A 23,415-nucleotide genomic window follows, 5' to 3' on the forward strand; every position below is an offset into this window, starting at 1 on the left:
GCGTGCCGCAAATAAAGGGCTGGTGCCCCGGCGCCTGGCGGCCCATGGCCACCGGCGACGGCCTATTGGTGCGCGTGCGCGCCCCGCTTGGCGAGCTAACCCGGTTTCAAGCGCTGGCGCTTTGCGAGGCGGCGGAGATTTACGGCAGCGGGCTGGTCGAGCTGACCAACCGCGCCAACCTGCAACTGCGCGGGGTAAGCGAAGCCACCTGGCCGCCGCTGATGGATTTTCTAATCGAGCACGGCCTGGTAAGCCAAACCCCGGACGCCGAGCGCGTACCGCCCATGATGCTGGCCCCCGGCGGTCAAGAAGGTGACGACACTCGCCGCGCGGCGCGCCTTCTAAGCGCCCGGGGCCATGGGTTCCCCGCGCTTCCCGCCAAGGTGGGTGTCGCGGTCGACCTGGGGCCCGCGCCGGTACTTCAGGAAAGCCCTGCGGATTTTCGCATCGAGCGGGATGACAACGGCGCGCCGCTGGTGCGCTGCGAAGGCCGCGCCAAGGGGACGCTCGCGCCGAGCATCGAGGCCGCCGTGGAACTGGTGATTGAGCTTTCGCACTGGTTCCTAGAAAGCGGCGGGCGTGAGGCCAAACGCATGGCCCGCCACTGCGCGGCGCTGCCGGTGTGGGCGCCCCAAAACGCTTGCCCGGCAGGCGCAGGAGAAAAGCTGCCCTTGGGCGATCACCCTTTGGGCGCCGTGGTGGGCCTCGCCCTTGGCCGGGTAAGCGCCCGGGAGCTTCGCGCGCTGATTACGCCCCTCGCTGAGTGCGCTGTGCAAGTCACGCCCTGGCGGCGGCTGCTGATCACCGGCGCGGCGTTTGCGCAGCTGCCCGTATTAGAGAATGTCATTGTCCGCGATGACGACCCGCGCCTTCTAATTGATGCCTGCCCCGGCGCGCCGTACTGCGCCCAGGCAAGCGTCGAAACCCAAGCCTTAGCCCGCCGCCTGACCGGCATTAAAGCAGAAAGCGTGCATATTTCCGGCTGCGCCAAGGGCTGCGCGCGCAAGCACCCGGCGGCGGTGTGCCTGGTGGGGCGCGACGGGCGGTTCGATTTAATAATCAACGAGCGCGCCGACGCAGAGCCGGCGGCGCGCGGGCTCGATGAGCCTGACGTATTGAACACTTTGGAGAAGCTGGGTGCCTTACACCTATGAAACCCACGGCCCGGCGATCTACCGGGCGTCGTTTTCGATCATCCGCCGCGAAGCCGAGCTTGGCCGCTTCAGCGCAGAGGAAGAGGTCGTTGCCGTGCGCATGATTCACGCCGCGGGCCTGGTCGAACTGGCCGCGCATATCCACTTCCAACCGGGCGCGGTGAACAAGGCCCGCGCCGCGCTGGAGGCCGGCGCACCGATTCTTTGTGACGCGCGCATGGTATCGGAAGGCATCACCCGCACGCGCCTGCCCGCCAACAACGAGGTGATCTGCACGCTGCACGATGAGCGCACGCCAGTACTCGCCAAGGAGATGGCCAACACCCGCTCGGCGGCCGCGCTGGAACTTTGGCGGCCACATTTGGAAGGCGCGGTGGTGGCCATCGGCAACGCACCCACGGCGCTTTTTCATCTGCTCAATATGCTGGAAGACCCGAGCTGCCCGCGCCCGGCGGCGGTGATCGGCTGCCCAGTGGGGTTTGTCGGCGCGGCGGAGTCCAAGGAGGCGCTTTGGCAAACCCCGGAGATCCCCGGTTGCATCGTGCGCGGGCGCCTGGGTGGTAGCGCGGTCACGGTGGCCGCGATCAACGCCCTGGCGGATCGCATCGAATGACTCAAGGGAGCATCACCGGCGTCGGCCTGGGGCCGGGCTGTCAGGATTTGATGAGCGTGCGCGCCGACCGGCTGATTCGCGGCGCCACCCATATTGCCTACTTCCACAAGAAGGGCAAAAAGGGCCACGCGCGCAGCATCGTGGAGGGGTTGCTGGCCCCCCACGTAGTCGAGCTGGCCATGGAGTACCCGGTCACCACCGAGATCCCCTTTGACGACCCGCGCTACAACGCGCTGTTGGCGACCTTCTACGAGCAAAGCGTGGCCCAGTTGATCGAGATGAGTAACGCCGGGTGCGACGTGGTGGTGCTCTGTGAAGGCGACCCGTTCTTTTACGGCTCGTTCATGCATCTCTATACGCGGCTCTCAAACCGCGTGCCGGTCGATGTGGTGCCGGGCATTACCGGGATGTCCGCCGCTTGGACGGCCACCGGCCAACCCATCACCTGGGGCGACGACGTGCTGACCGTGGCGATGGCCACGCTCCCGGAAGACGCGCTTTCCGAGCGTATCGCGCAAACCGATGCGCTGGTGGTAATGAAAATCGGCCGGCATCTTGGCAAGCTGCGTCGGGCGCTCAAAAGCGCGGGCCGCGAGGAGCACGCCTGGCTGATCGAATACGCCGCCATGGAGAACCAGCGCGTGGTGCCTTTAGCGGATGCCGGCGACAAAGTGCCGTACTTCTCGATCGTGCTGATTCACGGAAGCGGGAGGCGCCCATGAGCGGCTGGGTCAAGATCGTCGGGCTGGGGCCGGGGGCGGAGGCGATGATTACACCTGAAGTCACCGCCGCCCTTAAAGAGGCCACGGACGTGGTGGGCTACGTGCCCTACGTGAACCGCGTGGCCCCGCGCGCGGGCCTGACTCGCCACGGCTCGGACAACCGCGAGGAGATTCGCCGCGCCGACCACGCCCTGCAAATGGCATTGGAAGGGCGGCGCGTGGCGGTGGTTTCTTCCGGCGACCCCGGCGTGTTCGCCATGGCCGCGGCGGTTTTTGAGGCGCTGGAGGCCGGCAACCCCGCTTGGCGCGCGCTCGATATTCAGGTGCTGCCGGGTATTTCCGCCATGCTGGCGGCGAGTGCCCGCGCCGGGGCGCCGCTGGGCCACGACTTCTGCTGCATCAATTTATCCGACAATTTAAAGCCCTGGGCGCTGATCGAAAAACGCCTGCGCCTGGCCGCCCAGGCGGATTTCGCCATGGCGTTTTATAACCCGCGCTCGAAATCGCGCCCCGTCGGGTTCGAGCGCACGTTAGCGGTGCTGCGTGAGGAGTGCGAGCCCGAGCGCGTGATCATCTTCGCCCGGGCGGTTTCCACGCCCGAGGAGTCGATTCGCGTGGTTACACTTCGTGAGGCCAACCCGGAGATGGCGGATATGCGCACCCTGGTGATCGTCGGCTCCAGGCAAACGCGCTTGATCGAGCGAAGCGGCGCGCCGCTGGTTTATACGCCGCGATCGGCCGAGTAGCCGAGCCAGGCCAGCACGTCGTCCACCGCGTGCGCCTCTAAACGTGGCGGCAGGTGAGGGCGCTCGATCAAGGTAGCGGGCAGCTGCAGCTGGCGAGCGGCGGCGAGCTTGGCCGCCGCCCCGGTGCCGCCGGCGTTTTTGCACACGATGAGCTCGATGCGCTGGATTTGCAGCAGCGCCAGGTCGCCTTCCAAAGTAAACGGGCCGCGCTCAATAAGCACGGTGTGGTGGGCAAGCGGCGGTGGGCATTCGGGTTCATCGACCAGGCGCAGCACGTAGTGGTGCTGGGGCTGGGCGCTGAAGGCCGCCAGGTGCTGGCGGCCAATAGCCAGCAGCACGCGCTGGGGCGGCCCTGAAAGCGAGCTTACGGCGGCATCAAGGCTTGCCACGCGCTGCCAGTGGTCGCCTTCGGCCTCTTGCCAGGCGGGGCGGGTCAGGGCGATGAGCGGCGTATCGCACAGTTTGGCGGCCTCAACCGCGTGGTGGCTCATCTGCGCGGCGAACGGGTGGGTGGCATCCACCAGGTGGGTAATGCCTTCGCGTTGGATAAACGCGTAAAGCCCCGCCACGCCGCCAAAGCCGCCCACGCGGGTGGGCAGCGGCTGGGGCTTGGGGTGCTTGACCCGCCCGGCGTAGCTAAAAACGGCGCGAATGCCGCGCGCGGCCAAGGCACGGGCCAGGGCGCTGGCCTCGCCGGTGCCCCCCAGAATCAAAACCTTATTCATGATGTCAGGACGGTGTTCATGGCAGTAACTCAAAGCGCTTGGCTCACCCTTATCGGCTGGGGCGAGAGTGGCACAGCGGGGCTCACCGCGGCAAGCCGGGCAAAGCTTGACGCCGCCGAGGTGGTGTTTGGCGCCCGCCGCCACCTGCGCCTGCTACCGCAGCTCGATGGTGAAGTGCGCGAGTGGCCGGTGCCGTTTGCCGATGGCGTTCCGGCGCTTCTGGCCGAGCGCGGCCGCCGGGTGGTCATGCTGGTCTCCAACGACCCGTTCTGGTTTGGCGCGGGCACTTCGCTTACCCGCCACCTGGCACCCAACGAGTGGCAGGCGCTGCCCGCACCCTCGACCTTCAGCCTGGCCGCAGCGCGCCTTGGCTGGGGCCTTGAGCGCTGCACCTGCCTGGGCTTGCATGCCACGCCGCTCACGCGCATTCGCCGCCACCTTCAGCCCGGCCAGCGCCTTATCGTGCTGTTAAGAGACGCCGCCGCAGTGGCCGAGCTTGCCGCGCTAATAACACGCCTTGACTTTGCGGATTCCCGGCTCACCGTGCTGGAAGCGCTTGGGGGCGATTTAGAGCGCGTGCGCCTTTGTAATGTGAACAGCGTGCCCGATGACATCGTCCACCCCGTGGCGGTCGCGCTCGAGGTCGCGGGGCCGGGCCCGGCGCTGCCGCTCACGCCCGGTTTGGCGGACACCTTCTTCGAGCACGACGGCCAGATCACCAAGCAGGCGGCGCGCGCGCTCACGCTGGCCGCGCTGGCGCCGCGCCCGGGTGAGCGGCTGTGGGATATCGGCGCCGGTTCCGGGTCGATTGCCATCGAGTGGCTGCTGGCGCACCCGGAGAACCAGGCCATTGGCTTCGAGCAGCACCCGGCGCGCGCCGCGCGGGCGCGCCGAAACGCCGTGAACCTGGGCGTCGACTGGCTGGAGGTGAAAGAGGGCAAAGCACCGGAGGTATTGAACCAGGCGCCGCTACCCGACGCGGTATTCATCGGCGGCGGGCTAACCCAGGCGCTGCTGGAGGCGCTTTGGGAGCGGTTGCCGCAAGGCACCCGCGTGGTGGCCAATGCCGTGACGCTGGAGTCCGAGGCGCTGCTGGCCCACTGGCAAGCGCAGAATGGGGGCGAATTAATGCGCATCGAACTTTCAAGTGCCGCGCCCATTGGCACCCGCCGGGGCTGGAAGGCGAACTACCCGCTCGTTCAGTGGCGAGTGGTGCGCTAGGTGGCGGGCCAACACGCGCCTCGTGTGGCGGGCTTCGGCTTTCAAAGCGCAGCTACTCTTGACTCGCTTGGTCAGGTGCTTGATCAACTCATCGAGCGCTTCGGCCCGGTGCAGGCCCTGGCCGCAACACACAGCAAGCAGGCGCTGGTGCAGGCGCTTGGCCGCAAGCGTCTGCTTTCGGTACACGTCGTGGCCGACGCTGAGCTGCCCGTTGCCGCCACGCTCACCCAATCCGCGCCCAGCTTAAAGGCCTGGGGCACGGGCAGCGTGGCGGAAGCCGTGGCGCTGCTTGCCGCCGGGCCCGGCGCGCGCCTTTTAGGCCCCCGGCTTGTGTCAGACGACAGACGGGCCACCGCGGCGCTGGCGCAAGCGGTGGTTCTACAACGCCCAGGAGTTACCCCATGACCGTCCATTTCATAGGCGCGGGCCCCGGCGCACCGGACCTACTCACGCTGCGCGGGCGCGACTTGATCGCCGCCTGCCCGGTGTGCCTGTATGCAGGTTCACTGGTGCCCGAAGAAATCCTCGCCCACTGCCCACCGGGCGCGCGCATCGTCAACACCGCGCCGCTCTCGCTTGACGACATCTTGGCCGAGATCCAGCGCGCCCAAGCGCAGGGCCAGGACGTTGCCCGGCTGCACTCGGGGGATCTCTCGGTGTGGTCCGCCATGGGCGAGCAGCTACGCCGCCTGCGCGCACTCGATATTCCCTATAGCGTAACCCCCGGCGTGCCCGCGTTCGCCGCCGCCGCCGCGACCCTGGGCCAGGAGCTGACACTGCCCGGCGTGGCGCAGTCCGTCGTGCTGACCCGCACGCCGGGCCGGGCAAGCGCGATGCCCGAGGGTGAAACCCTTAAAAACTTTGCCCGCAGCGGCGCGACGCTGGCGATTCACCTTTCCGTGCATAACCTGGCCGAGGTAGTCGCGCAGCTGACGCCGTATTACGGCCCTGAGTGCCCAGTGGCGATTGTCTGGCGGGCCAGCTGGCCGGACGAGCGGGTACTGCGCGGGCGCCTTGCCAACATTGAAGCGCAAATGGGCGACGCCCTACAGCGCACCGGCCTGATACTCGTTGGCCCGGTTCTGGAAAACGACGATTTTCAGGAGAGTAGCCTGTACGCCGTGGGGTATGACCGCCGCTTTCGCCCGCAGTCCGCGGACTCGCCGTTTGTAAGCGGCGAGGGCGAACCGTGATCTCGCTCTCGCTGATCGGCATAGGCACCGGCAACCCGGACCACGTGACGCTAGCTGCCGTGCGCGCACTGAACAAGGCTGATACGGTGTTTCTCCCACGTAAGGGTGACGCCAAGGCAGATTTGATCGACCTGCGCCGCCTGCTCTGCGACGAGCTGCTGGAAAGTACGAGTGCAACAAAAATCATCGAGTTCGACCTGCCCACCCGCGACGGCCAGGCGCCGTATATTGGCGCGGTAAACGACTGGCACGCCGCGATTGCCGCCGTATGGGCAAAGCTTTTAGACAAGCACCTGCCCCGCGGCGGCCAGGCCGCCATGCTGGTATGGGGCGACCCCTCGCTTTATGACAGCAGCCTGCGCATCGCCAAGCGCTTGCTGGACGGTGGGCGCGAAGTAGCCGTCAACGTCGTGCCCGGCATCACCAGCCTGCAGGTGCTCACCGCCGAGCACAAAATCCCCCTTAACGCCCTGGCCGCTTCCATCCACATCACCACCGGCCGCCGCCTGCGCGAGTACGGCTGGCCCGAAGGCGCCGCCACGGTCGCCGTCATGCTCGACAGCGGCGGGGCGTTCAACGCGATAGACCAGCAAGAGACTTACATCTGGTGGGGCGCGTACCTGGGAATGGAGAAACAGTGCCTGATAGAAGGGCGCCTTTTAGAGGTAAGCGAACAAATCATCGAACGCCGCGCCGAACTGCGAGAAACCCACGGCTGGATTATGGATATCTACCTTCTAGCTCGAGAGCCGCTTTTATAAGCCGGTAGGAATGTGGAAGGTTTTTCCATAAAATAACAGGCAACTCATTTCACATTAAGGAGAACGCCATGAGCTTCTACGTCTACCTATCCGGCGAGATTCACACCGACTGGCGCGACGAGATCCAACGCGGCGCCGAAGCCGCCGGCCTGGACATCGTCTTCACCGCCCCGGTCACCGATCACGACGCCAGTGACGCCGCCGGTGACCACTTGGGCAAGCCCGAAAACGGCTTCTGGCGCGATCACCAGTCATCGAAAGTCAACGCCATCCGCACCCGCACAATGATCGAACAGGCCGATTTAGTCGTGGTGCGCTTCGGCGACAAGTACAAGCAGTGGAACGCCGCGTTCGATGCGGGCTACTGCTCAGCACTCGCCAAGCCCTACATCACCCTGCACGCTGAAGACATCATCCACCCGCTGAAAGAAGTGGATGCCGGGGCACAGGCTTGGTGTATGACCACTGAGCAGGTCGTGGAAACCCTCAAGTACGTTCTCAAAGCGTAATCAAGCCCCAAAACACCTGCAGGCCCACCGAGCAGGTGCCAAAACTTTCAACGAGCCACAGCAGTTGGAAGCATTGGTAGGAGCACGCTTCAGCGCGCGAAGGGCAGCGCCAGCTGCCCCGATACCGCCACAGCCCTCACTTCCGTCGTAAAATTACCTCAAGCTCATTCCCTGTCATCCCCCCAAAGCATCATCTATTAGCATTTCATGCAGGCCTACGAACTATTGCTGACCGCAGTCATTAAATTACCACGTGACCTAAGATAAATTTGCGAATAGAGTGTGATTGAAACGAGCAAAACGAGCGCGCACGCGAATAATGAATATGCTGCCCAAAATTTTTGAGAAAATATATAAAACAGCCGGTTACGATTACTTTTGTAGGCTGTATAACATCAATGAATGTGCTGGCGCGTTTATTGATGTTATGCAGATAGCTATATAATCACTGTTATGAGTCCTGCTAGATTGGAGCACAAAAGGAAAATATATGGAGTTAGAGGATCTAAGTCCTACAACATTTGAAAATTTAATCTTTGATTTAGCGTGCGCTTCTGGCTTGGTTAATCCAAAGTGGAGAACACCAGGAAGTGACGAAGGGAGAGATATTGAAGGTGAATTTTTCATTAGTGATCTATCGGGATTCTATCAGAAGCAAGTTTGGTATATAGAGTGCAAGCGATATACCGGTAGCGTACCGTGGCCTCAAATATGGGAGAAAATTTCATATGCTGAAAATCATGATGCCGACATCCTCCTGCTAGCGAACTCATCTACGATTACACCGCAAGCGCAGAACCAAGTGGTTAGATGGAACGAGTCAAGAAAAAAGCCCACAATACGAATTTGGAATAAGGTCGATATTCAAGAAAAACTAACTGTAAGAAAAGAGATTTCAGTTAAATATGGCCTTTCTCTTAGCAGCATGCAGAATGTTATTGATTCGATGTTGCCGCTTGTAAAGTTGATGACAAAAGTTAATCACTCGTTATTCTCAACTGAAAAATCAAATCCAAAGTATCAATGGAAGCTCGATCTAGCACACTCATTGACTGAATTGCTAGACTCAAGAGTTAGTGAAATTGAGTGCGATGGGAAAGTGCATTGGAAGTACTTTGATAAATCCTGTGATGTTTATGAGTGGTTGGAAATAGATGACTCGGCATCGTTAGATAAAATCGATTCACCTTCTTTTAGGGCCTTTGTCTGCTACTTGAAGCTATGCTTTGATATTGATCATCTGGTGATTGCTTCCGGTGAAAAGGGCGCACGTATTACTCTGGAGGTTTTTTTGGAGTCATATCAAATCATTGATTTAAGGACGGTTTCTGCATGGTCTAACTTTCAGTTTTTTATTGTAGGAAATAGTTTGCATATAGAGGAGGTGGAAAATTGAAGCGAGAGATGGAAGATTTAACGCTATTTTTAATTTCTAATATTACTCACCAAGCAATTAATCCGCTTAATGGAGTTATTGGTACTCTTGACAATGTCGTTAAGGGTGATGTTCCTGAGCATAAAGTTGAACAGCGTCTAAAAAGTGCAAGAGCACAATTAGAGTACACGGTCTCTCTTATAAGAAATTTATCGTATTTTGCCGAATATGCGACTGAAAAAATTGACGAAAAGAAACCCGGGTCATCGAAAAAATGTATTGTTCCAGAAGTGATTATTCAGGCAGCCCAGTTTTTTCAAGAGCAAGGGAAGCATAATGGAATTCATATTGAGCTTAAAAATAAAGCTGTACAGAATTGCGTGCCCGGTGATCCTGACTTGCTCCGCCAAGTATTCATGAATATGTTTGACAATGCGGTCAAGTATGGAAGGAAAGATACAAAAGTTGTAGTTGAAAACTGGATACAAAGGAAAACAGGGCAATTAATAATTACAATAGAAGGTGAAAGCACACCATTTGATAAAGATGATGATATTTTTAGTTTGGGTGCACGGGGTCAAGAGGCACAGCGTAAAACATCTTCAGGCTCCGGTCTTGGGCTTCATATATGTAAGCTGATTGTAGAAAATGTCTTTGGCGGAAATATAAAAGGCAATTCAACCTCGACAGGTAAGGCTATGTTTGAAATTCGATTGCCAAATGCATATGAGGAAGACCAATGAGCAAAGTAAACGACACAGTACTTATCTTAGATGATGAGCCATTATTCCTTGATTGGCTGGAGGACTATATAGAGTCTCGGGGGTTTAAAACTAAATTTGTTACGAACATACCGGATGCTATCAAAGAGATTTCAAAAACCGAATATATGGCTCTTTTGGTTGACTTGAACGTTCCCTCGTCAGCTGACCTTGATGAGGAGATAGCAAAAAAAGATTCGTTGTATCGTGAATACAGAGGGTTGTATGTTGCAAATGAAGCTAGAAACAAGGGATATCCGGGTAGAAATGTAGTCATCTATTCTGTCCATGCGGATGAAAAATTATTGCCTATATGTCAGCGCTTGGGTATTGATCATATAGCGAAAGGAAGGCCGCATCTACTTAAACAAAAATTGGAGAATGTATTTTCTCGGTCCCGGAATGACTCATAACAAGCGCAAGCACGCGGAGCAATTTTCCACTGCGCTCCAAATTGCCCGGTGTTGCGGGCGTTATGCTTACTAAAAACTGATTCGAGGGACAGATGACAGAAGAAGTCCATAGCACGATTAGGCCTTTAGTTAATGCTTTTTTAAAAGAGTTAATGACTAATTACTTGGGCCCTCTATATCACTATGTAAAAGAAAGCCCAGAACTTATAAAAACTGTCCCAGGTTTTCTATTAGGTTACGAAAAACTAATCGTGTATATCGGTAGAACTCATATAGCTGTGGAGTATATCGGCTCGGAGGTGCTAGAGGAGCTTAAAGCCGAGGGGAAAGCTGAAATTCAATACCACGAGTACTCAACCAAGGACTGCAATCTTTTTGAAAAAATAATTGGCTTTGAATATGACTCAACGACGCGCATCTCGATGCCATTACCACCCGTAAGTGTTGACCTACTCCTCCCTACCAATAGAGGGTTGGATAAGCTGACTGAGCTAAAGTGGAACTTTGCAGCACAGAACAGTATTATGGGCTTTAATACCCCTAGTCCTGAACCATCCCATGGCCAATTTACTAGGATAATTAATGGTTTGTTTTTTGATGCAGGTGAGTCAGGGCTAAAATCTCGGCATATCAAATGGTTGGATTTTTTTCCAATTCACTTTGATGGAAGTGATGAAGCGACAGACACCATTTCTTTTAGCTTAAAAAAAATGAAAAAGTTGGTTGCCCATGATGCACACTATCAGTACCCACTTCCTGATGATTACAAGTTTATTCAACTACCGAAAATCAACCGATTCATAGAAATCTGGGGGAGCGGAGAAAGTACAGAAACGGACATCACATACCATTTAGCAAAAAAAGAAAACGAATTCATCCTCACCATGAAGTTTGGAGCGAAAGAAATATATTCTGAGCTGACTTGCAAGTGGCAGAGCGAAGAGAGAAAAGATATAAGACCAGACTTTTTTGTCGTTCAACCTAATGGCTACGCAGATATTGTTGAGTTCAAGTTACCACATATTGACAAAAGCTTTATTGTTGGCTGAAATAATCGAGAAACATTTTCTGCCTGGCTAAACTCGTATATTGCCCAGGCGCGAGTCTATTCAACATATTTTGATGACCCAAACAATAGAAAATGGTTTGAAGAAAAATATGGCTTCAAGGTTCATAAACCAAGAAGGTGGCTTGTAGTAGGCCGAAGAAACGATTTTGATAGCGACATCTGGCGGGAAATAATTTCCGATTACAAAGACATAGAAATATTAACTTTTGATGATCTAATTGATGGTGTTGTTGTTCAATTCTATAAATAGTAATTTCTTAGCGTACGGCATAACAAACGCAGTCACAGCGATGGCTTTTCCTTTCCGGCTTCGCCTTCACTACCAAGCCACGCGTGCTGCGGATGTTATATCAAATATCGAGTAAGGATTAATGAATAAAGACCAGATCGAGTTTAATAAAACTCTGACTAAGAATAGGAAAGAAGCTGCGGTAAAGTTATGCCTATGGAGAGATGATGGGAATAGCGAATGTTCTAATAAAATTATCGCTGCACATTCTATCCAGCGTGGAAAAATTTTATCTTCCATTGCTGAGTCAGGACGTGTCTATTATTTGGGGCTAGAACCAAGTGATGATATGATAGGATTAGAGCCGGTTTTCAAAAAAGAGGGAATTAAGAAGTTTAGTACATTTAGCGGGTTCTGTGGTGAGCATGACAAGAAAATATTTCAGCCTATTGAAGATAAACCTTTTGATGGTAAAAATGAGCAGATGAATATTTATGCCTATCGGGCCGCTACAAAAGAACTTCATGCCAATCTTGAATCTTGTCAGCTAATGAAAAACTTGCTGGGTGATAAATTGAAAGAAAATGATTTTCCCCCACATTTTAAGGCAACGCTCCCGGCTATCCTTGAGGGAAAAATAGTTGTTCCTGACTTCATTAAAGAAGGAATGATTGAAAGCTATAAGAATGAACAATTGAGAACCAGGCTAAAAATGTAGAGCTGAATATTTCAGAGCTTGGTCTTCTATCCAATCATTTAAAGAGCGTAATACAAAAAGAATGTAATTCCGAGATTGAACACAAATATTATCAATTTAGTTCAGAATATCCTATAGCTTGTTGCTCCAACTTTATCCCGTATTTCGATCATGATGGAAATAAAATCCTAGATCAGAAAGTAATAATCAGGCTATCTCATAACGAAACTAAAGCTATTGCAGATTCAAAAAGTGTTTCGCTAAATATTTTCCCTGAGAATGGATGTACTCATGTAGTATTTTCTTTTTCAAAGAAAAATGCCGAATTCAAGAGTGCAATCGGGAAGCTACTCGACAGCGATATAGATTATATAAAAGTTGGGCTATCAAACATGATTTTCAATCATGTAGAGAACATTGCGTTAAATCCTACCTATGTAGAAGATAAATTTGATATTCATGAACATGATTCCATAAAACAAGCTTTTGCGAACAATATTGTCGAAACCGACTTGTATACAAAGGTTGGAGTAAATCTATTTAGGCAATGATATAACGAGCGCATGTTGTCGGACTGGTTTTCCGCTGCGCTCCAAACCAGCCGCAAATGCGGGCGTTAGAGCTGATCGTAATGCCCACCAATCGCGAACACATATATGAATGTGTCGTCGAATCGGTATATGAGCCTGTCTTTCTGTGAGATGCGCCGTGACCATAGGCCTGACAAATTGTGTTTCAGCGGTTCAGGCTTGCCTATTCCAGTGGATGGGTCGTCGGAGCGGAGCATTTCTTTCAGCAATTTGCAGAGCGCTTTGTGCAGCTTTATGTCTTTCTCTCGCATCGTTTCATAGGCTTCCCAAGTGCTGCCCTCAAATACCAGTGATCTCATTCAGCTGCTCATCATTCGGGGTGTATCCTTGGCCACGGCTGTGAGTATCGAGAGAGGTCGCAATCTGCTGCATCAGGTCTCGGTTTTGAAGAACATGCAGGGTTTCCTGTTCTCTTTCCCAGTCTTCAGCACTTATAATGACGAAAGCCTGTCCGGCGCGACGTGTCACCTTGAGAGGTTCATGGTTGTTAACAACTTGTTCTACAAGACTTTTCAGGTTGTCTCTGAACTTGTTTACACTGATGATATCCATAATTCCACCATTACGTACGGAAGCTCCGTACAACTGTATCGCAATAGCCCTGATAAGACTAGTCACGGCTACGCCTACTACATTGCGGCTTTGCCTCCATTTTGTTTGCTCAGAAGGCATCGCATCCTGCCATGACCGGTAGTGCTATAAGATCTATATCATTTCCAAAGCACTGCCATTATTTCAACATTCAAACTATCCAGGCGATCCAGCGATCTTATGACGAGAAAAACATTAGGCTTAAAGGTAAAAAGGCAAGTAGACGCCGAGCCCGCTGTCGAAGCAGAAGACCCATTCCCCGATGAACCCGAAAAACGCTTTCTAAACGGCGTCGCCATCCATCCTTCCCCGCGCATTGGTTTAGAGGCTGGTTCCAGCCAGCGCAGCGTGCGGGCGATGGATTTGATCACGCCCATCGGCATGGGCCAACGCGGCTTGATCGTCGCACCCCCAGGCTCTGGCAAAACGACGATGCTCAAGCATATCTGCCAGGCCGTGGCCGAGGCACACCCAAACATCAAGCTGTATGCCTTGCTGATTGATGAGCGCCCGGAAGAAGTGACGGACTTCAAGCGCAGCGTCACGGCAGAAGTGCATGCCTCGTCATCAGACGAAACCTACACCCACCACGTGCGCATGGCCGACCAGCTCTTGGCTAATGCGCGCAAGCAAGCGGGCGAAGGCCACGATGTAATGATCGTGATCGACTCATTAACCAGGCTTTCGCGCGTGCATAACGCCGAGCAGCGGGGCAATGGCCGCACGATGTCCGGCGGGCTGGATAGCCGGGCGATGGAAATTCCGCGTAAGCTGTTTGGCGCGGCGCGAAAGATCGAAAACGGTGGATCGCTCACCATTCTGGCCACTGTGCTGGTGGATACGGGCAGCCGGATGGATCAGGTGATTTTCGAGGAGTTCAAGGGCACGGGTAATATGGAGCTGGTGTTATCCCGCGACGTGGCCAGCCAGCGGATTTTCCCGGCGATCGATATTGCCAAAAGCAGTACCCGCCGGGAAGAGCTGTTGATCGATGCAAAAGATATTGAAAAAGTACGTACGCTGCGTCGCGCGTTGACCCAGCTTAAGCCAGTCGAGGGCGCGCAGAAGCTGCTTACGCTGTTGGAGAAATACCCCACCAACGCCGAGCTATTGGATGCATTTGTCCCTGTTTGATTTTAAAAGAGGGCGCTGACCGCCACAGGGCTTACCCGGCTTTTGCCAAAGCGGCTTTTATAGCAAAATATCGAGTAGAGAAGCTCACCGTTTATACGTTCAAGCGGTGAGCTTCCTGGTCACGCGTTAGCGTTTGCTTTTTTTAACGTGGTTCAAGTTGGAAGCAGGAACGGCTTTGTTAACAGGAAAGCCTTCGATTTCCCTGCGCTCGATCACCGCATTCAAGCGCCGCTCGATAGCGCACAGGTTCTTGAAGTCGCTGATGTCGACCAGCGAGATGGCTTCACCCGAGGCGCTCGCCCGGCCGGTGCGGCCAATGCGGTGGATGTAGTCTTCGGGCTGAAACGGTAAATCGTAGTTCACCACGCGGCTCAGCTCATCGATATCCAACCCCCGTGCGGCCACGCCGGTGGCGACCAGGTACTTGAGCTCGCCGGATTTGAACTGCGCCAACACGCTTTCGCGCATCGCCTGGCTTCGCCCGCCGTGAATGGAATCCGCCTTGATGCCACGTTTTTCCAGCTGGGCTACAAGCTTGGCCGCGCTGTGTTTTTTCTCGACGAAAATCAGCGCCTGATCCCACGCGTTCTCGTTGATCAAATGGCTCAGCAGAGCAGACTTGGTGTCCTTATCGACCGTGATGAGCCACTGCTTGATATTCGCGGCGGCGCGGACATTGGGCGTAATGGAGATATCCGCCGCCAGGTCGGTCATCTTGCTGTCGCTAAAGCCGTAGGCCAGCGCGCGCACGTCACCGCTCATGGTGGCGGAAAACAGCAGGTTCTGACGGTTTTCCGGCAGGCGGACGATGATCTTGTGAATGTCATCGACAAAGCCCATGTCGACCATTCGGTCCGCTTCGTCCAGCACCAGCGCTTCGAGTTCATCGAAGTGCACCGCACGCTGGTGGGCCAAATCCAACAGCCGGCCAGGTGTGGCGACCAGAATATCGACCCCTTCGATCAAGCGCTCTTTTTGCGGGGCGGTATCCACGCCGCCGTACACGGCCATCGACGTTAAATCCAGGTGTTTGGCGTATTGCGCCACGTTGGCTTCGACCTGAATCGCAAGCTCTCGGGTGGGCACCAAAATCAACGCACGTACACGTTTGCCGCGCAGCGGTCCCGCGTTGCTGAACCGTTCAAGCAGCGGCAGCACGAAAGCGCCGGTTTTGCCGGTGCCGGTCTGCGCAGTGGCGATCAGGTCTTTACCCGAGAGAATGGCGGGAATCGCTTGTTCCTGAATAGGCGTGGGCGTTTGGTAACCGAGTTCGGTAATCGCTTGAACCAGCGGGCTGGATAAGCCGAGTTTTGCAAAGGGCATGGGAAGCTCTGACGATGTGTCGTAAAGGGGGGCGAAAATAAAAAAGTGGTGCAGTATAACGGAAAAGCCGCTATTCGATATTCAAAGTGTGAAAGGGTAACCTGATTGAAACCAGGCCGCTGATTTACTGGGGGCAGGCTTCATCTTGTTTAGGCAGGTCATCCTTGATGGCCTCTATTTTCAGGCGCCTGTTAGCTAGACACTTTTTCAGTCTGTGGTTTTCAGTTCCAGGTAGCGCCAATGGCCGGCTTTTCGTTATCGCGTGGTTTTTTCCTGGTGAGGCCTTGGCACGCCAGGATTAGCTGAAACGCACATGGAACTGACGGTATTAATGGTGGGGGATAGGATATTGGACGAGTTGGCCGATGGTTTTTTAAAAACGGTGCTCCGCTTGTTCGGCGTCGTGGTGCGCACGCTGATTTGGCTAATCTGGGAGCTGTTTTTTCTGACGCTGGCCTGGTATATCGGTTGGTCGATATGTCGAGCGCTCACGCTTAATCACTTTCCCCGGCAATTCATCACGGATGAGGATGAAGCGTCCGATTTGGTGCATACCACGGTATCGTTGGTGGGTCTGCTGGCGTTATTAGGGGCAGCCATCGTGATCGCCAAGCTGGTCGGCTCTGGCTGATCAAGCTGGTAGAAAAGGGCGGCAGGCGGGTACAAGAAACTGACGGGGAGCGAGAGTGCAACAAAACGAGTATGTTCTGGGTGGCCAGTACGAAGTGATCACTATCCCCCATGAAATGCGTATGTCGCTCTGGGTCTACTCGCCGGTCGTGGTGGAATGCGCCACGCAGAAGGCCGTGCTCGATCTCTCGGGCAGCCGGTGGGATCTGCGCCGGGTCACCGAGGGGAACGGGCGAATCATCATGGTGCTTGCGCGCTACCCGGAGGGCGACCGGGAGTACCTCATCGAGGTGGACCCGGCCAACGCGACCGCTGTCGTTGAAGGCGCTGCGCATCCACTCGCTGATATCGAAACCGCTTTAAACGCTATCGCCTAGCGTTTGTGCCCTTCATTACCAGCCACAGGCATCACGCACCGGGCCAATCATCGTTTCGATACCTTCGACATTGAAGTCCATCGCGATGGGCTCGCCCTCGACCGGGATGATGGTCATGCTCAGCGTTTGCGTACCGAACAGGCTTTCAATGAAGGCAGTGGCGTTTTCACTTTCCCAGAAGCCTACCGCGTGGCCGTTATCGATGGCTTCCATCGCGTAGCTCTCGGGTTCGTCGTCGTCCAGCTGTAGCGTAACGTCGTCGTATTCGTAGGTACCGCTTTCGTCCTGATCGAACAGGTTGAAGTAGGCAACGGTAGTGTCCTCGAAGCAGCGAAAAACGACCGTGGGCACCGCGAGCCCGGTAGCATGGGTTTTGAGCACGACGAAGTGTAAATCCAGCTCGTCGTCATGGTGCTCTTCCGTTTCCCATTGCGACGTGGCGGGGGCGTCTTGGGCCAGGCCCATACCGGGTAAAAGGAGGAACATGGCCAGCAGCAGTGTCTTGTCGATGTTCATTCTCTATCCTTTGAATACTTTTTTGCGAACCTGGGTCTTTCACCGCTCGTGCGAGACAAACGATAGCATGATAAGCGCCGAGGGGGCTGTTGCGTTCGAAAAACGCGCCATGGCGTATAGTCATCCGAACCCATTTAATGACAAGGTTATGTGAGGTAGCGGCACACCAGGTTTAACCCTCGCCAAAATGACGCGCCGCACGTGCTATTCAGCCGTGGGTGCGGCGTTAGCTTGAAAAGGAGGCATGAATGTCGCAAGCGCTGTTCTCACCCGTCATCGAAACCGAGCGCTTAACGCTGAAGCCTTTGGTCGCTGAGGATGCCGATAGCCTGCTGGAGATTCTCTCCGACCCCGAGGTGATGCGGTACTGGAATACACCACCCTGGTCCTCACGTCAGCACGCGCTTGATTTTATCGATGACGCGAATGCTTCGAGGCAACGCGAAAAGTTAATCACCCTGGGCGTGTATATGAAGGCGACAAGCGTGCTGGTGGGGAAGTGTATGCTATTTGATTGCCACAAGACCTCCAAAAGGGCCGAGATCGGTTTTGGATTGGGCCGTTCCTACTGGGGAAAAGGGTATATCAACGAGGCGGCACAAGCGCTGATTCATTACGGATTCGAGACCCTGGGGCTTCGCCGCATTGAAGCGGAAATCGATCCAGCCAATCAGGCTTCAGCGAAAGCGTTGGAGAAGCTTGGCTTCTCGAGAGAAGGCCTTTTAAGGCAGCGTTGGGAAATCAATGGGCGCGTCTCGGATTCGGCCCTGTATGGAAGGCTGGCGAGTGATTGCCCAGCTTAGATGACACAGCACCAATACTTTAACCCGAGTTTCAGGCAAGCTTTATATCGGTCATCACCCTTTAATCTGGCGTCGAATTTACAGTGATACGAAATTTTCTGGAAAGTGACTTTGAGCAAGTAAGCGAGATTTATTCATTGGCGAAGCTCGATGAACTTCGCTTCGAGGAGCAGACATTCGAGCTTCTGCCCCTGCGCGATGACGAAACGCGCCTTCAAGCGCTAATGGAGTCCGAAATTTTTGTTTATGAAGACAATGGCCTTCTCGGCTATGGCGCCCTTTATCAGAACGTGATTCGCTCGCTTTTTGTTCACCCGCTTTTTCGAGGAAAGGGAATTGGTAGCACATTGTTTCATCATTTGGTGAGCCGGGTTGAAACGCCCGCCACGCTGTACGTAGCGAAGAGCAATCTGCCGGCAATATCCATGTATCAAAAACAGGGCTTTGAGGTTACTCGAGAGTTTGAGACGTCCTATAACGGAAAAGCCGTTTTAGCTAATGAGATGGTACGCGAAAGCGATAAGGGATAACGAACGGCTAATACTCGAAGCGTTGTACTTGCTCGAAGCGGAAAGCGCGCTGCGCCTCTATGAATCACCCAAATATCAAGGTTCGAACCAATGATCACTTGCCACGTGAAGTACGTAATCGATCCCAAAAAGGTCAATGAATTCGAAAAGTACGCCAGAATGTGGATCCCGCTGGTCGAGAAATTTGGCGGCCAACACAACGGTTATTACTTGCCGGCGGAAGGGGCCAATAACATCGCGCTGGCCCTGTTCACCTTCGAAAGCCTGGCGGCTTACGAGCAGTATCGGATCGACTCGCTGAATGATCCTGAGTGCATTAAGGCGTTCGAGTTTGCCGAGCAAGTCGATTGCATCGTTAGCTACGAGCGCAGCTTTTTCAGGCCCGTACTGGGGTAGTGGCTAGACGCTTTTCTCTCCCGGCAGGTTTTGAAAAGTGAATAAGTAACCACGGCGAAGTGAGGACGGCCTCACCGCTCGATTTTCGTTAGGGGACGGCCCCAACGTTTGAGAGACGTGCATGAGTTGGATCATTCTGTTTTTCGCAGGGCTTTTGGAAGTGGGCTGGGCCATTGGGTTGAAGTACTCCGAGGGCTTTACGAAGCTTTGGCCCACCGTATGGACGCTGTTCTCGCTGGTGGTGAGTTTTCTACTGCTGGGCCTGGCGCTTAAAACCCTGCCCGTGGGCACCGCCTACGCCATCTGGGTGGGTATCGGGGCGGTGGGCACGGCGCTGCTGGGTATCTTCTTGTTCGGTGAGCCTACCGGCACGCTTAAGCTGGTGAGTTTGACGCTGATCGTGGCCGGTCTTGTCGGGCTCAAGCTTTCCAGTGCCTAAAAGAGGGGTACGAACGAGCGCGGGAAAGGCGACTCAATCGCTACCGTGCTCCAGCGCCTCTGCGTCGATTTCCTGGTAAGCCTGTTCGGAAGAGTCGTGATGATTTTCGGATTCAAACGTCTTCAGTAGCGACCATTGATAAAACGGGGTGCCGGGGTGTTGGCTGAACTGGCGCACGCCGTAAATCTCGAACGTAAAAGGCCCGGGCCCGAACAAATCCGCGTCCTCGGTGTGTTTCTTGGCCACCACCAGGAAAACCTCGCCGCCGGACTCGAAAAGGCGATTATCCCGCACCGTAATCGCGCCGGAGAAAATCCGATGGTCGAGCCAGGTGAACGTATCGCGATCCGCTGCCGGCATGATGCCAAGCTCATCGTTGGGCAGGCGAATGAAGAAGGTGAGCGTATGGTTGCTATAGGACATGTTCCTGTCATATACCGACGCAATGACGTAATCCGGGCGGCCGTTTTGGTTGAGGTCGATACGGTTGACGTCCTCGCTTAATTCGATCTGCGAAAAGGCCAGGGCAGGCGTGCTGAAAAGCGCCGCCAGCAGGCAAAGCAGCCGTTTAATCATTGGCCGCTCTGATCAGTCGAAAACCGATATCGGGCATGCCAAATCCCGGTGAATGCACGTCGCAGCCGGATAACACGTCTTTTACGGCTTGCTCAAAACTGCCACCGCAAACGTAATACATGGGCACTCCTTGGGCGTAGTGATTTCTTTCGTCGATCCACTCCGCCGCGTTACCGCTCATATCGAAAAGCCCCAGCGCATTGGAGTGCAGGGAGGCTACGGGCAGTGTGCCCGAGCCGGAACCGTCTTGCGTGGGGAAATTGGCGACTGCTTCCGGTTGTGGGCTACCGGCATGCGGGTAGCCGTAGGAGCCGTCCGCGAGCCCTTCATGAGCGCCTCTTGCAGCGACATGCCACTCGACCATATCCGGTAAACGGTAGCCCGATGCTTCAGGCGCTCTTTTTATGGCGGAGCTGTCGTCGCTTTCCGGCATCGCTTTTAGCGGCTCCCCCTCAAAGGTGAGGTAGTAGGGAGATAGCCCCTGGTGCTCGCTCAACGCGTTGGCAAACATCATGGCGTCCCACCAGGTAACATTCACGGCGGGGTGGTGGCCTTCATCCTGATCATCCGGCCGGCAGCCGCCAGGGGTGGCGCCATTGCAGGCATCACCTAATGCGTAACCGTGTTGGAGGGCCCAGGGCTGCACTTGCTTATAGAGCGGGTACGGCACTTCCGTTTTCATTATCCAGAAGGAGGCGGTGGAAAGATTGGCGTTGTCTGTGTAGTTTTCATCGCCAAATACCGTGCCGACGTAGAAGCTACCACCATTGACTTTAGCCTCGTCCGGTAAGTGAAGGCTATTCTGTGCAAGCGCCGGTGTGCTCAAAAGAAAGCACAAAATCCCCATGGCATTTTTCAAACCCGTGTCCTCGAAATCAGTACCGCTTAGCCATTTTTAAACATCTTTTTTGAGCCAGTTATCCTATTGATTGATGTTTTTCTTTACAAGAAATGGCTAATACGTTTTCTCACGACAGGCCAATCCGAAGACCACCTGATCTTTTCAACGTGCGCTGTTGGCTTATCAATTATCCCGAGCTACCGCGCCTATGAAAATGACGGACGCCGGTTTTTGCGTTTTCGGGTGAACGGGCTCGCGCATTTCGAGTAATTGAAACCCACTGGCGGAAAACAGACTTACCCAGCTTTCCAGCGTTCTAAAGTACCAGGGCGCCGGGTCGCTAAAATCGGCGCCGAAACCCGCCCAGGAGCCTTCACGCCAGCCATCGGCGTAGGGCGTCACATCGACTGCCACGGGGTGCAGCGTTTGTACGATGAAAACGCCCCCGGGATTCAGAAGCGCGGGGGCGGCGCGCAACAGTGCATCGACCGATTCCTTACCCAGCAACGAGAAATTGCAGACAACCGCATCGAAGCGCTCCTCGATCGCGCCCGCCGCAATCGCTTCATAGGATGAAACATGAAAGTGCCCATTACCCGCGGCCTGGGCCTTCTCGATGAGCGCGGGCACGACATCGACCCCCACCCGGTGCGCTACGTGGGGCGCGAGTTCATGTACGAGCCACCCCTCACCGCACCCGATATCGAGCACGGATTCGGGCGACCGGCTTAGAACGGCCTCGACGACGGCCTGGTCGGTGACCAGCTTACGGCTTTCGATATGCCCATTGCGTATTACATCGGTCCAGGGTGAGGCGTTCTTCTCCCAGGAATCGACGATTTTTTCATCACTAAAAGGGTTCATTGAGCCATCCATAGGGCGTGGTGTAGATGTATCGAGTGTATCAATAAAAAGATTAGGGCAATTAATTCGACTTGGCTCGCGCGGCCGCGCGCTCCAAAAGCACCGGCCCGCTGCCTACTTCGGCCAGTTCATCCTCCGGGTTGTAAAGCGGGCAGTTGGTCATACTCAGACATCCACACCCGATGCAGCTGCTCAGGCTGTTGCGCAGCGTTTGCAGGTACGCGATGCGGCCATCCAGCATGCGCTGCCAGCGCTCGGAAAGTTGCTGCCAGTCTTCAACCGTGGGCGTGCGGCCATTGGGGAGCGACTCAAAGGCCTGCTTGATCTCCTCCAGGCTCACGCCGACTTTCTGTGCGGCCTTGATAACTGAAATGCGCCTGAGTACTTCGGGCTTGTAGCGGCGCTGGTTGCCCGCGTTACGCCAACTTTGAATCAGCCCTTGCTGTTCGTAGAAGTGCAGGGCACTCACGTTAATGCCGCAGCGCTTGGCGACCTTGCCGACGCTCCAGGTTGCTTCTGCCATGCTTGCCCCCGGTGTTCTCTTTGTTCAAAAAAAAGCTTTACCTCAACTTAGGTTGAGGTTTTAACCTTTTACCCGAACCCACGCAAGGAGAAACACCATGTATCTTGAACACGTTAATTTGGTGGTCGCGAATATGGACGCCACGTTGGATTTTTACCGCGCTGCTTTTCCTCATTGGCGCATACGCGATGAAGGGCAGGGCGAATGGTACGGCAAGCCACGCAAGTGGGTGCATTTTGGCGACGACCACCACTACCTAGCGCTGAGCGACCACGGAGAAGGTAAGAACCGGGCGCTTGAAGGCCACAGCGTGGGGCTTGCTCATTTTGCCTACGTGACCGAACACCTGGATGCCTTGGTCGCACGGTTGAATAACGCGGGGTACCCCGTTGCCAAACCGGGGGCTACCGAGCCATTTCGTAAAAACGCTTACTTCGTCGACCCGGCCGGGTTCGAAGTAGAGTTCGTCGAGTATCTCAGCGATATTCCCGCCGAGCGCAATTTAAACCGCGACGCTCTTTAATAGGCTGAACCGGGTATTTAACAGAGCCTTGAACGAGCCGTATGTATGATCTTTCGATTGCCTATGAAAGGCGCTTCAAGAAGGGCGCGCCGTTTAGAAGCGGCAGCGCCTAGGGTCTGTCTGAAAAGTCGACGAGCGAAGACAAGACAAGGCAAAAATTGGCGAAAAAACGGAGTTTACATGTGTAAATGAGTATTTTGAGCCAATTTTTAACGCCGTATTGTCGAGCGCAGGCACTTTTCAGACAGAGCCTAACCAATAGAGAACAACCATGCCTAAATTAACGCTAGAAGGATTTATCACCGTGCCGGCAGCCGAGCTTGAAGCTTTCAAGGAAGCGCTTGTCACGCATAAAACGCTAACGCTTGCGGAGCCGGGGTGCCTAATCTTCGAGGTCATTCAGGATCAATCCGACCCTTGTCGTTTTAAGGTGTTCGAGGCGTTTATCGACCGCGCCGCGTTTGATTACCACCAGCGCCGCGTGGCCACCTCCGATTGGGGAAAGCAGACGCGCAATGCCGTGCGCCATTATGAGATAGTTGAATAGGAGAGTATTCATTAGTTTATAAGC

General features: G+C 55.0%; 32 protein-coding genes. 23 read left to right on the plus strand and 9 right to left on the minus strand.

Going from position 1 to position 23,415, the window contains the following annotated elements; all coding sequences use genetic code 11:
• Window positions 1-2: 2 nt before the first annotated feature.
• Genes ACWHXT_RS06705 through cobJ form a run of 4 tightly spaced genes read left to right on the plus strand, consistent with a single transcriptional unit; the run spans window position 3 to window position 3,235 of the window.
• Window positions 3-1,154, plus strand: coding sequence for a cobalamin biosynthesis protein CobG (locus tag ACWHXT_RS06705; protein ID WP_447957697.1), 1,152 nt, complete (start codon window positions 3-5; stop codon window positions 1,152-1,154).
• A complete protein-coding gene (locus ACWHXT_RS06710) occupies window positions 1,138-1,767 on the plus strand; it encodes a precorrin-8X methylmutase (protein ID WP_447957698.1) in 630 nt (209 codons plus the stop codon). The genes ACWHXT_RS06705 and ACWHXT_RS06710 overlap by 17 nt, the downstream gene beginning before the upstream one ends.
• Complete coding sequence (locus ACWHXT_RS06715) at window positions 1,764-2,489, plus strand: precorrin-2 C(20)-methyltransferase (protein WP_447957699.1); 726 nt, start codon at window positions 1,764-1,766, stop codon at window positions 2,487-2,489. Before ACWHXT_RS06710 ends, ACWHXT_RS06715 begins: the two co-directional genes overlap by 4 nt.
• On the plus strand, window positions 2,486-3,235 hold the full coding sequence (gene cobJ, locus ACWHXT_RS06720) for a precorrin-3B C(17)-methyltransferase (protein ID WP_447957700.1): 750 nt from the start codon (window positions 2,486-2,488) through the stop codon (window positions 3,233-3,235). Before ACWHXT_RS06715 ends, cobJ begins: the two co-directional genes overlap by 4 nt.
• Here cobJ and ACWHXT_RS06725 read toward each other — a convergent pair.
• Window positions 3,211-3,960, minus strand: a complete 750-nt coding sequence (locus tag ACWHXT_RS06725; RefSeq protein ID WP_447957701.1) for a cobalt-precorrin-6A reductase — start codon at window positions 3,958-3,960, stop codon at window positions 3,211-3,213. The genes cobJ and ACWHXT_RS06725 overlap by 25 nt on opposite strands.
• A gap of 18 nt (window positions 3,961-3,978) precedes the next feature.
• On the opposite strand from ACWHXT_RS06725, the gene cbiE reads away from it, so the two are divergent.
• The 10 genes from cbiE to ACWHXT_RS06775 all read left to right on the plus strand — a co-directional run bounded on the left by cbiE (window position 3,979) and on the right by ACWHXT_RS06775 (window position 12,209).
• Window positions 3,979-5,181: a precorrin-6y C5,15-methyltransferase (decarboxylating) subunit CbiE gene (gene cbiE / locus ACWHXT_RS06730; protein ID WP_447957702.1), complete on the plus strand. Its 1,203-nt coding sequence runs from the start codon at window positions 3,979-3,981 to the stop codon at window positions 5,179-5,181.
• Window positions 5,182-5,586: a cobalamin biosynthesis protein gene (locus tag ACWHXT_RS06735; protein WP_447957703.1), complete on the plus strand. Its 405-nt coding sequence runs from the start codon at window positions 5,182-5,184 to the stop codon at window positions 5,584-5,586.
• Window positions 5,583-6,374: a precorrin-4 C(11)-methyltransferase gene (cobM, locus tag ACWHXT_RS06740; protein ID WP_447957704.1), complete on the plus strand. Its 792-nt coding sequence runs from the start codon at window positions 5,583-5,585 to the stop codon at window positions 6,372-6,374. The genes ACWHXT_RS06735 and cobM overlap by 4 nt, the downstream gene beginning before the upstream one ends.
• On the plus strand, window positions 6,371-7,135 hold the full coding sequence (cobF, locus tag ACWHXT_RS06745) for a precorrin-6A synthase (deacetylating) (protein WP_447957705.1): 765 nt from the start codon (window positions 6,371-6,373) through the stop codon (window positions 7,133-7,135). The genes cobM and cobF overlap by 4 nt, the downstream gene beginning before the upstream one ends.
• Before the next feature lie 68 nt (window positions 7,136-7,203).
• Window positions 7,204-7,644: a YtoQ family protein gene (locus tag ACWHXT_RS06750; protein WP_447957706.1), complete on the plus strand. Its 441-nt coding sequence runs from the start codon at window positions 7,204-7,206 to the stop codon at window positions 7,642-7,644.
• A 490-nt stretch (window positions 7,645-8,134) separates the two neighbouring features.
• A complete protein-coding gene (locus tag ACWHXT_RS06755) occupies window positions 8,135-9,040 on the plus strand; it encodes a restriction endonuclease (protein ID WP_447957707.1) in 906 nt (301 codons plus the stop codon).
• 8 nt (window positions 9,041-9,048) lie between these two features.
• Window positions 9,049-9,762: a sensor histidine kinase gene (locus ACWHXT_RS06760; RefSeq protein WP_447957708.1), complete on the plus strand. Its 714-nt coding sequence runs from the start codon at window positions 9,049-9,051 to the stop codon at window positions 9,760-9,762.
• Window positions 9,759-10,193, plus strand: a complete 435-nt coding sequence (locus ACWHXT_RS06765; protein ID WP_447957709.1) for a hypothetical protein — start codon at window positions 9,759-9,761, stop codon at window positions 10,191-10,193. Before ACWHXT_RS06760 ends, ACWHXT_RS06765 begins: the two co-directional genes overlap by 4 nt.
• A gap of 92 nt (window positions 10,194-10,285) precedes the next feature.
• Window positions 10,286-11,242, plus strand: a complete 957-nt coding sequence (locus tag ACWHXT_RS06770) for a hypothetical protein (RefSeq protein ID WP_447957710.1) — start codon at window positions 10,286-10,288, stop codon at window positions 11,240-11,242.
• A 391-nt stretch (window positions 11,243-11,633) separates the two neighbouring features.
• Window positions 11,634-12,209, plus strand: coding sequence for a hypothetical protein (locus ACWHXT_RS06775; protein WP_447957711.1), 576 nt, complete (start codon window positions 11,634-11,636; stop codon window positions 12,207-12,209).
• Window positions 12,210-12,804: 595 nt separating this feature from the next.
• On the opposite strand, the gene ACWHXT_RS06780 is transcribed toward ACWHXT_RS06775, so the two are convergent.
• Entirely contained in the window at window positions 12,805-13,077 is a 273-nt protein-coding gene (locus tag ACWHXT_RS06780; protein WP_447957712.1) for a Txe/YoeB family addiction module toxin, read from the minus strand.
• A complete protein-coding gene (locus ACWHXT_RS06785) occupies window positions 13,058-13,330 on the minus strand; it encodes a type II toxin-antitoxin system Phd/YefM family antitoxin (RefSeq protein ID WP_447957713.1) in 273 nt (90 codons plus the stop codon). The genes ACWHXT_RS06780 and ACWHXT_RS06785 overlap by 20 nt, the downstream gene beginning before the upstream one ends.
• A gap of 219 nt (window positions 13,331-13,549) precedes the next feature.
• Between ACWHXT_RS06785 and rho the strand changes: the two genes are divergently transcribed.
• Entirely contained in the window at window positions 13,550-14,503 is a 954-nt protein-coding gene (gene rho, locus ACWHXT_RS06790) for a transcription termination factor Rho (RefSeq protein WP_447957714.1), read from the plus strand.
• Between the two features lie 126 nt (window positions 14,504-14,629).
• Here the strand turns inward: rho and ACWHXT_RS06795 are convergent, their stop codons facing one another.
• Complete coding sequence (locus ACWHXT_RS06795; RefSeq protein ID WP_447957715.1) at window positions 14,630-15,826, minus strand: DEAD/DEAH box helicase; 1,197 nt, start codon at window positions 15,824-15,826, stop codon at window positions 14,630-14,632.
• Between the two features lie 313 nt (window positions 15,827-16,139).
• Between ACWHXT_RS06795 and ACWHXT_RS06800 the strand changes: the two genes are divergently transcribed.
• Together ACWHXT_RS06800 and ACWHXT_RS06805 are read left to right on the plus strand one after the other, a co-directional pair.
• Window positions 16,140-16,457 carry a hypothetical protein gene (locus ACWHXT_RS06800; protein WP_447957716.1) on the plus strand — a complete coding sequence of 106 codons (318 nt, stop codon included), beginning with the start codon at window positions 16,140-16,142 and terminating at the stop codon, window positions 16,455-16,457.
• A gap of 55 nt (window positions 16,458-16,512) precedes the next feature.
• Window positions 16,513-16,833 (plus strand): hypothetical protein, encoded by a 321-nt coding sequence (locus ACWHXT_RS06805; RefSeq protein WP_447957717.1) that lies wholly within the window; start codon window positions 16,513-16,515, stop codon window positions 16,831-16,833.
• 15 nt (window positions 16,834-16,848) lie between these two features.
• Here ACWHXT_RS06805 and ACWHXT_RS06810 read toward each other — a convergent pair whose 3' ends face one another.
• Entirely contained in the window at window positions 16,849-17,349 is a 501-nt protein-coding gene (locus ACWHXT_RS06810) for a hypothetical protein (protein ID WP_447957718.1), read from the minus strand.
• Window positions 17,350-17,597: 248 nt separating this feature from the next.
• On the opposite strand from ACWHXT_RS06810, the gene ACWHXT_RS06815 reads away from it, so the two are divergent.
• The 4 genes from ACWHXT_RS06815 to sugE all read left to right on the plus strand — a co-directional run bounded on the left by ACWHXT_RS06815 (window position 17,598) and on the right by sugE (window position 19,517).
• Window positions 17,598-18,152, plus strand: coding sequence for a GNAT family N-acetyltransferase (locus tag ACWHXT_RS06815; protein ID WP_447957719.1), 555 nt, complete (start codon window positions 17,598-17,600; stop codon window positions 18,150-18,152).
• Between the two features lie 137 nt (window positions 18,153-18,289).
• Window positions 18,290-18,682 (plus strand): GNAT family N-acetyltransferase, encoded by a 393-nt coding sequence (locus tag ACWHXT_RS06820; RefSeq protein WP_447957720.1) that lies wholly within the window; start codon window positions 18,290-18,292, stop codon window positions 18,680-18,682.
• A 90-nt stretch (window positions 18,683-18,772) separates the two neighbouring features.
• Complete coding sequence (locus ACWHXT_RS06825; protein ID WP_447528454.1) at window positions 18,773-19,078, plus strand: NIPSNAP family protein; 306 nt, start codon at window positions 18,773-18,775, stop codon at window positions 19,076-19,078.
• Window positions 19,079-19,199: 121 nt separating this feature from the next.
• Entirely contained in the window at window positions 19,200-19,517 is a 318-nt protein-coding gene (gene sugE, locus ACWHXT_RS06830) for a quaternary ammonium compound efflux SMR transporter SugE (RefSeq protein ID WP_447957721.1), read from the plus strand.
• Window positions 19,518-19,550: 33 nt separating this feature from the next.
• Here the strand turns inward: sugE and ACWHXT_RS06835 are convergent, their stop codons facing one another.
• The 4 genes from ACWHXT_RS06835 to soxR form a co-directional block, all read right to left on the minus strand.
• Window positions 19,551-20,093 (minus strand): carbapenem self-resistance protein CarG family protein, encoded by a 543-nt coding sequence (locus ACWHXT_RS06835; protein ID WP_447957722.1) that lies wholly within the window; start codon window positions 20,091-20,093, stop codon window positions 19,551-19,553.
• Entirely contained in the window at window positions 20,086-20,952 is an 867-nt protein-coding gene (locus ACWHXT_RS06840; RefSeq protein ID WP_447957723.1) for an SUMF1/EgtB/PvdO family nonheme iron enzyme, read from the minus strand. The genes ACWHXT_RS06835 and ACWHXT_RS06840 overlap by 8 nt, the downstream gene beginning before the upstream one ends.
• A 165-nt stretch (window positions 20,953-21,117) precedes the next feature.
• Window positions 21,118-21,798 carry a class I SAM-dependent methyltransferase gene (locus ACWHXT_RS06845; RefSeq protein ID WP_447957724.1) on the minus strand — a complete coding sequence of 227 codons (681 nt, stop codon included), beginning with the start codon at window positions 21,796-21,798 and terminating at the stop codon, window positions 21,118-21,120.
• Window positions 21,799-21,859: 61 nt separating this feature from the next.
• Window positions 21,860-22,321, minus strand: coding sequence for a redox-sensitive transcriptional activator SoxR (gene soxR, locus ACWHXT_RS06850; RefSeq protein ID WP_447928741.1), 462 nt, complete (start codon window positions 22,319-22,321; stop codon window positions 21,860-21,862).
• 97 nt (window positions 22,322-22,418) lie between these two features.
• Between soxR and ACWHXT_RS06855 the strand changes: the two genes are divergently transcribed.
• Together ACWHXT_RS06855 and ACWHXT_RS06860 are read left to right on the plus strand one after the other, a co-directional pair.
• Window positions 22,419-22,844: a VOC family protein gene (locus tag ACWHXT_RS06855; RefSeq protein ID WP_447928742.1), complete on the plus strand. Its 426-nt coding sequence runs from the start codon at window positions 22,419-22,421 to the stop codon at window positions 22,842-22,844.
• 271 nt (window positions 22,845-23,115) lie between these two features.
• Window positions 23,116-23,391: a putative quinol monooxygenase gene (locus tag ACWHXT_RS06860; RefSeq protein WP_447928743.1), complete on the plus strand. Its 276-nt coding sequence runs from the start codon at window positions 23,116-23,118 to the stop codon at window positions 23,389-23,391.
• Window positions 23,392-23,415 lie beyond the last annotated feature (24 nt).

It is taken from the genome of Vreelandella halophytica (assembly GCF_968193635.1).

Excerpts from the sequence above, each read along its gene's own strand:
- ACWHXT_RS06715 (WP_447957699.1), top strand. The coding sequence starts at position 1,764 with ATGACTCAAGGGAGCATCACCGGCGTCGGCCTGGGGCCGGGCTGTCAG.
- cobJ (WP_447957700.1), top strand. The coding sequence starts at position 2,486 with ATGAGCGGCTGGGTCAAGATCGTCGGGCTGGGGCCGGGGGCGGAGGCG.
- ACWHXT_RS06725 (WP_447957701.1), bottom strand. The coding sequence starts at position 3,960 with ATGAATAAGGTTTTGATTCTGGGGGGCACCGGCGAGGCCAGCGCCCTG.
- cbiE (WP_447957702.1), top strand. The coding sequence starts at position 3,979 with ATGGCAGTAACTCAAAGCGCTTGGCTCACCCTTATCGGCTGGGGCGAG.
- cobM (WP_447957704.1), top strand. The coding sequence starts at position 5,583 with ATGACCGTCCATTTCATAGGCGCGGGCCCCGGCGCACCGGACCTACTC.
- ACWHXT_RS06750 (WP_447957706.1), top strand. The coding sequence starts at position 7,204 with ATGAGCTTCTACGTCTACCTATCCGGCGAGATTCACACCGACTGGCGC.
- ACWHXT_RS06755 (WP_447957707.1), top strand. The coding sequence starts at position 8,135 with ATGGAGTTAGAGGATCTAAGTCCTACAACATTTGAAAATTTAATCTTT.
- ACWHXT_RS06760 (WP_447957708.1), top strand. The coding sequence starts at position 9,049 with ATGGAAGATTTAACGCTATTTTTAATTTCTAATATTACTCACCAAGCA.
- ACWHXT_RS06765 (WP_447957709.1), top strand. The coding sequence starts at position 9,759 with ATGAGCAAAGTAAACGACACAGTACTTATCTTAGATGATGAGCCATTA.
- ACWHXT_RS06770 (WP_447957710.1), top strand. The coding sequence starts at position 10,286 with ATGACAGAAGAAGTCCATAGCACGATTAGGCCTTTAGTTAATGCTTTT.
- ACWHXT_RS06775 (WP_447957711.1), top strand. The coding sequence starts at position 11,634 with ATGAATAAAGACCAGATCGAGTTTAATAAAACTCTGACTAAGAATAGG.
- ACWHXT_RS06780 (WP_447957712.1), bottom strand. The coding sequence starts at position 13,077 with ATGAGATCACTGGTATTTGAGGGCAGCACTTGGGAAGCCTATGAAACG.
- ACWHXT_RS06785 (WP_447957713.1), bottom strand. The coding sequence starts at position 13,330 with ATGGATATCATCAGTGTAAACAAGTTCAGAGACAACCTGAAAAGTCTT.
- rho (WP_447957714.1), top strand. The coding sequence starts at position 13,550 with ATGACGAGAAAAACATTAGGCTTAAAGGTAAAAAGGCAAGTAGACGCC.
- ACWHXT_RS06795 (WP_447957715.1), bottom strand. The coding sequence starts at position 15,826 with ATGCCCTTTGCAAAACTCGGCTTATCCAGCCCGCTGGTTCAAGCGATT.
- ACWHXT_RS06800 (WP_447957716.1), top strand. The coding sequence starts at position 16,140 with ATGGAACTGACGGTATTAATGGTGGGGGATAGGATATTGGACGAGTTG.
- ACWHXT_RS06810 (WP_447957718.1), bottom strand. The coding sequence starts at position 17,349 with ATGAACATCGACAAGACACTGCTGCTGGCCATGTTCCTCCTTTTACCC.
- ACWHXT_RS06815 (WP_447957719.1), top strand. The coding sequence starts at position 17,598 with ATGTCGCAAGCGCTGTTCTCACCCGTCATCGAAACCGAGCGCTTAACG.
- ACWHXT_RS06825 (WP_447528454.1), top strand. The coding sequence starts at position 18,773 with ATGATCACTTGCCACGTGAAGTACGTAATCGATCCCAAAAAGGTCAAT.
- sugE (WP_447957721.1), top strand. The coding sequence starts at position 19,200 with ATGAGTTGGATCATTCTGTTTTTCGCAGGGCTTTTGGAAGTGGGCTGG.
- ACWHXT_RS06835 (WP_447957722.1), bottom strand. The coding sequence starts at position 20,093 with ATGATTAAACGGCTGCTTTGCCTGCTGGCGGCGCTTTTCAGCACGCCT.
- ACWHXT_RS06845 (WP_447957724.1), bottom strand. The coding sequence starts at position 21,798 with ATGAACCCTTTTAGTGATGAAAAAATCGTCGATTCCTGGGAGAAGAAC.
- soxR (WP_447928741.1), bottom strand. The coding sequence starts at position 22,321 with ATGGCAGAAGCAACCTGGAGCGTCGGCAAGGTCGCCAAGCGCTGCGGC.
- ACWHXT_RS06855 (WP_447928742.1), top strand. The coding sequence starts at position 22,419 with ATGTATCTTGAACACGTTAATTTGGTGGTCGCGAATATGGACGCCACG.
- ACWHXT_RS06860 (WP_447928743.1), top strand. The coding sequence starts at position 23,116 with ATGCCTAAATTAACGCTAGAAGGATTTATCACCGTGCCGGCAGCCGAG.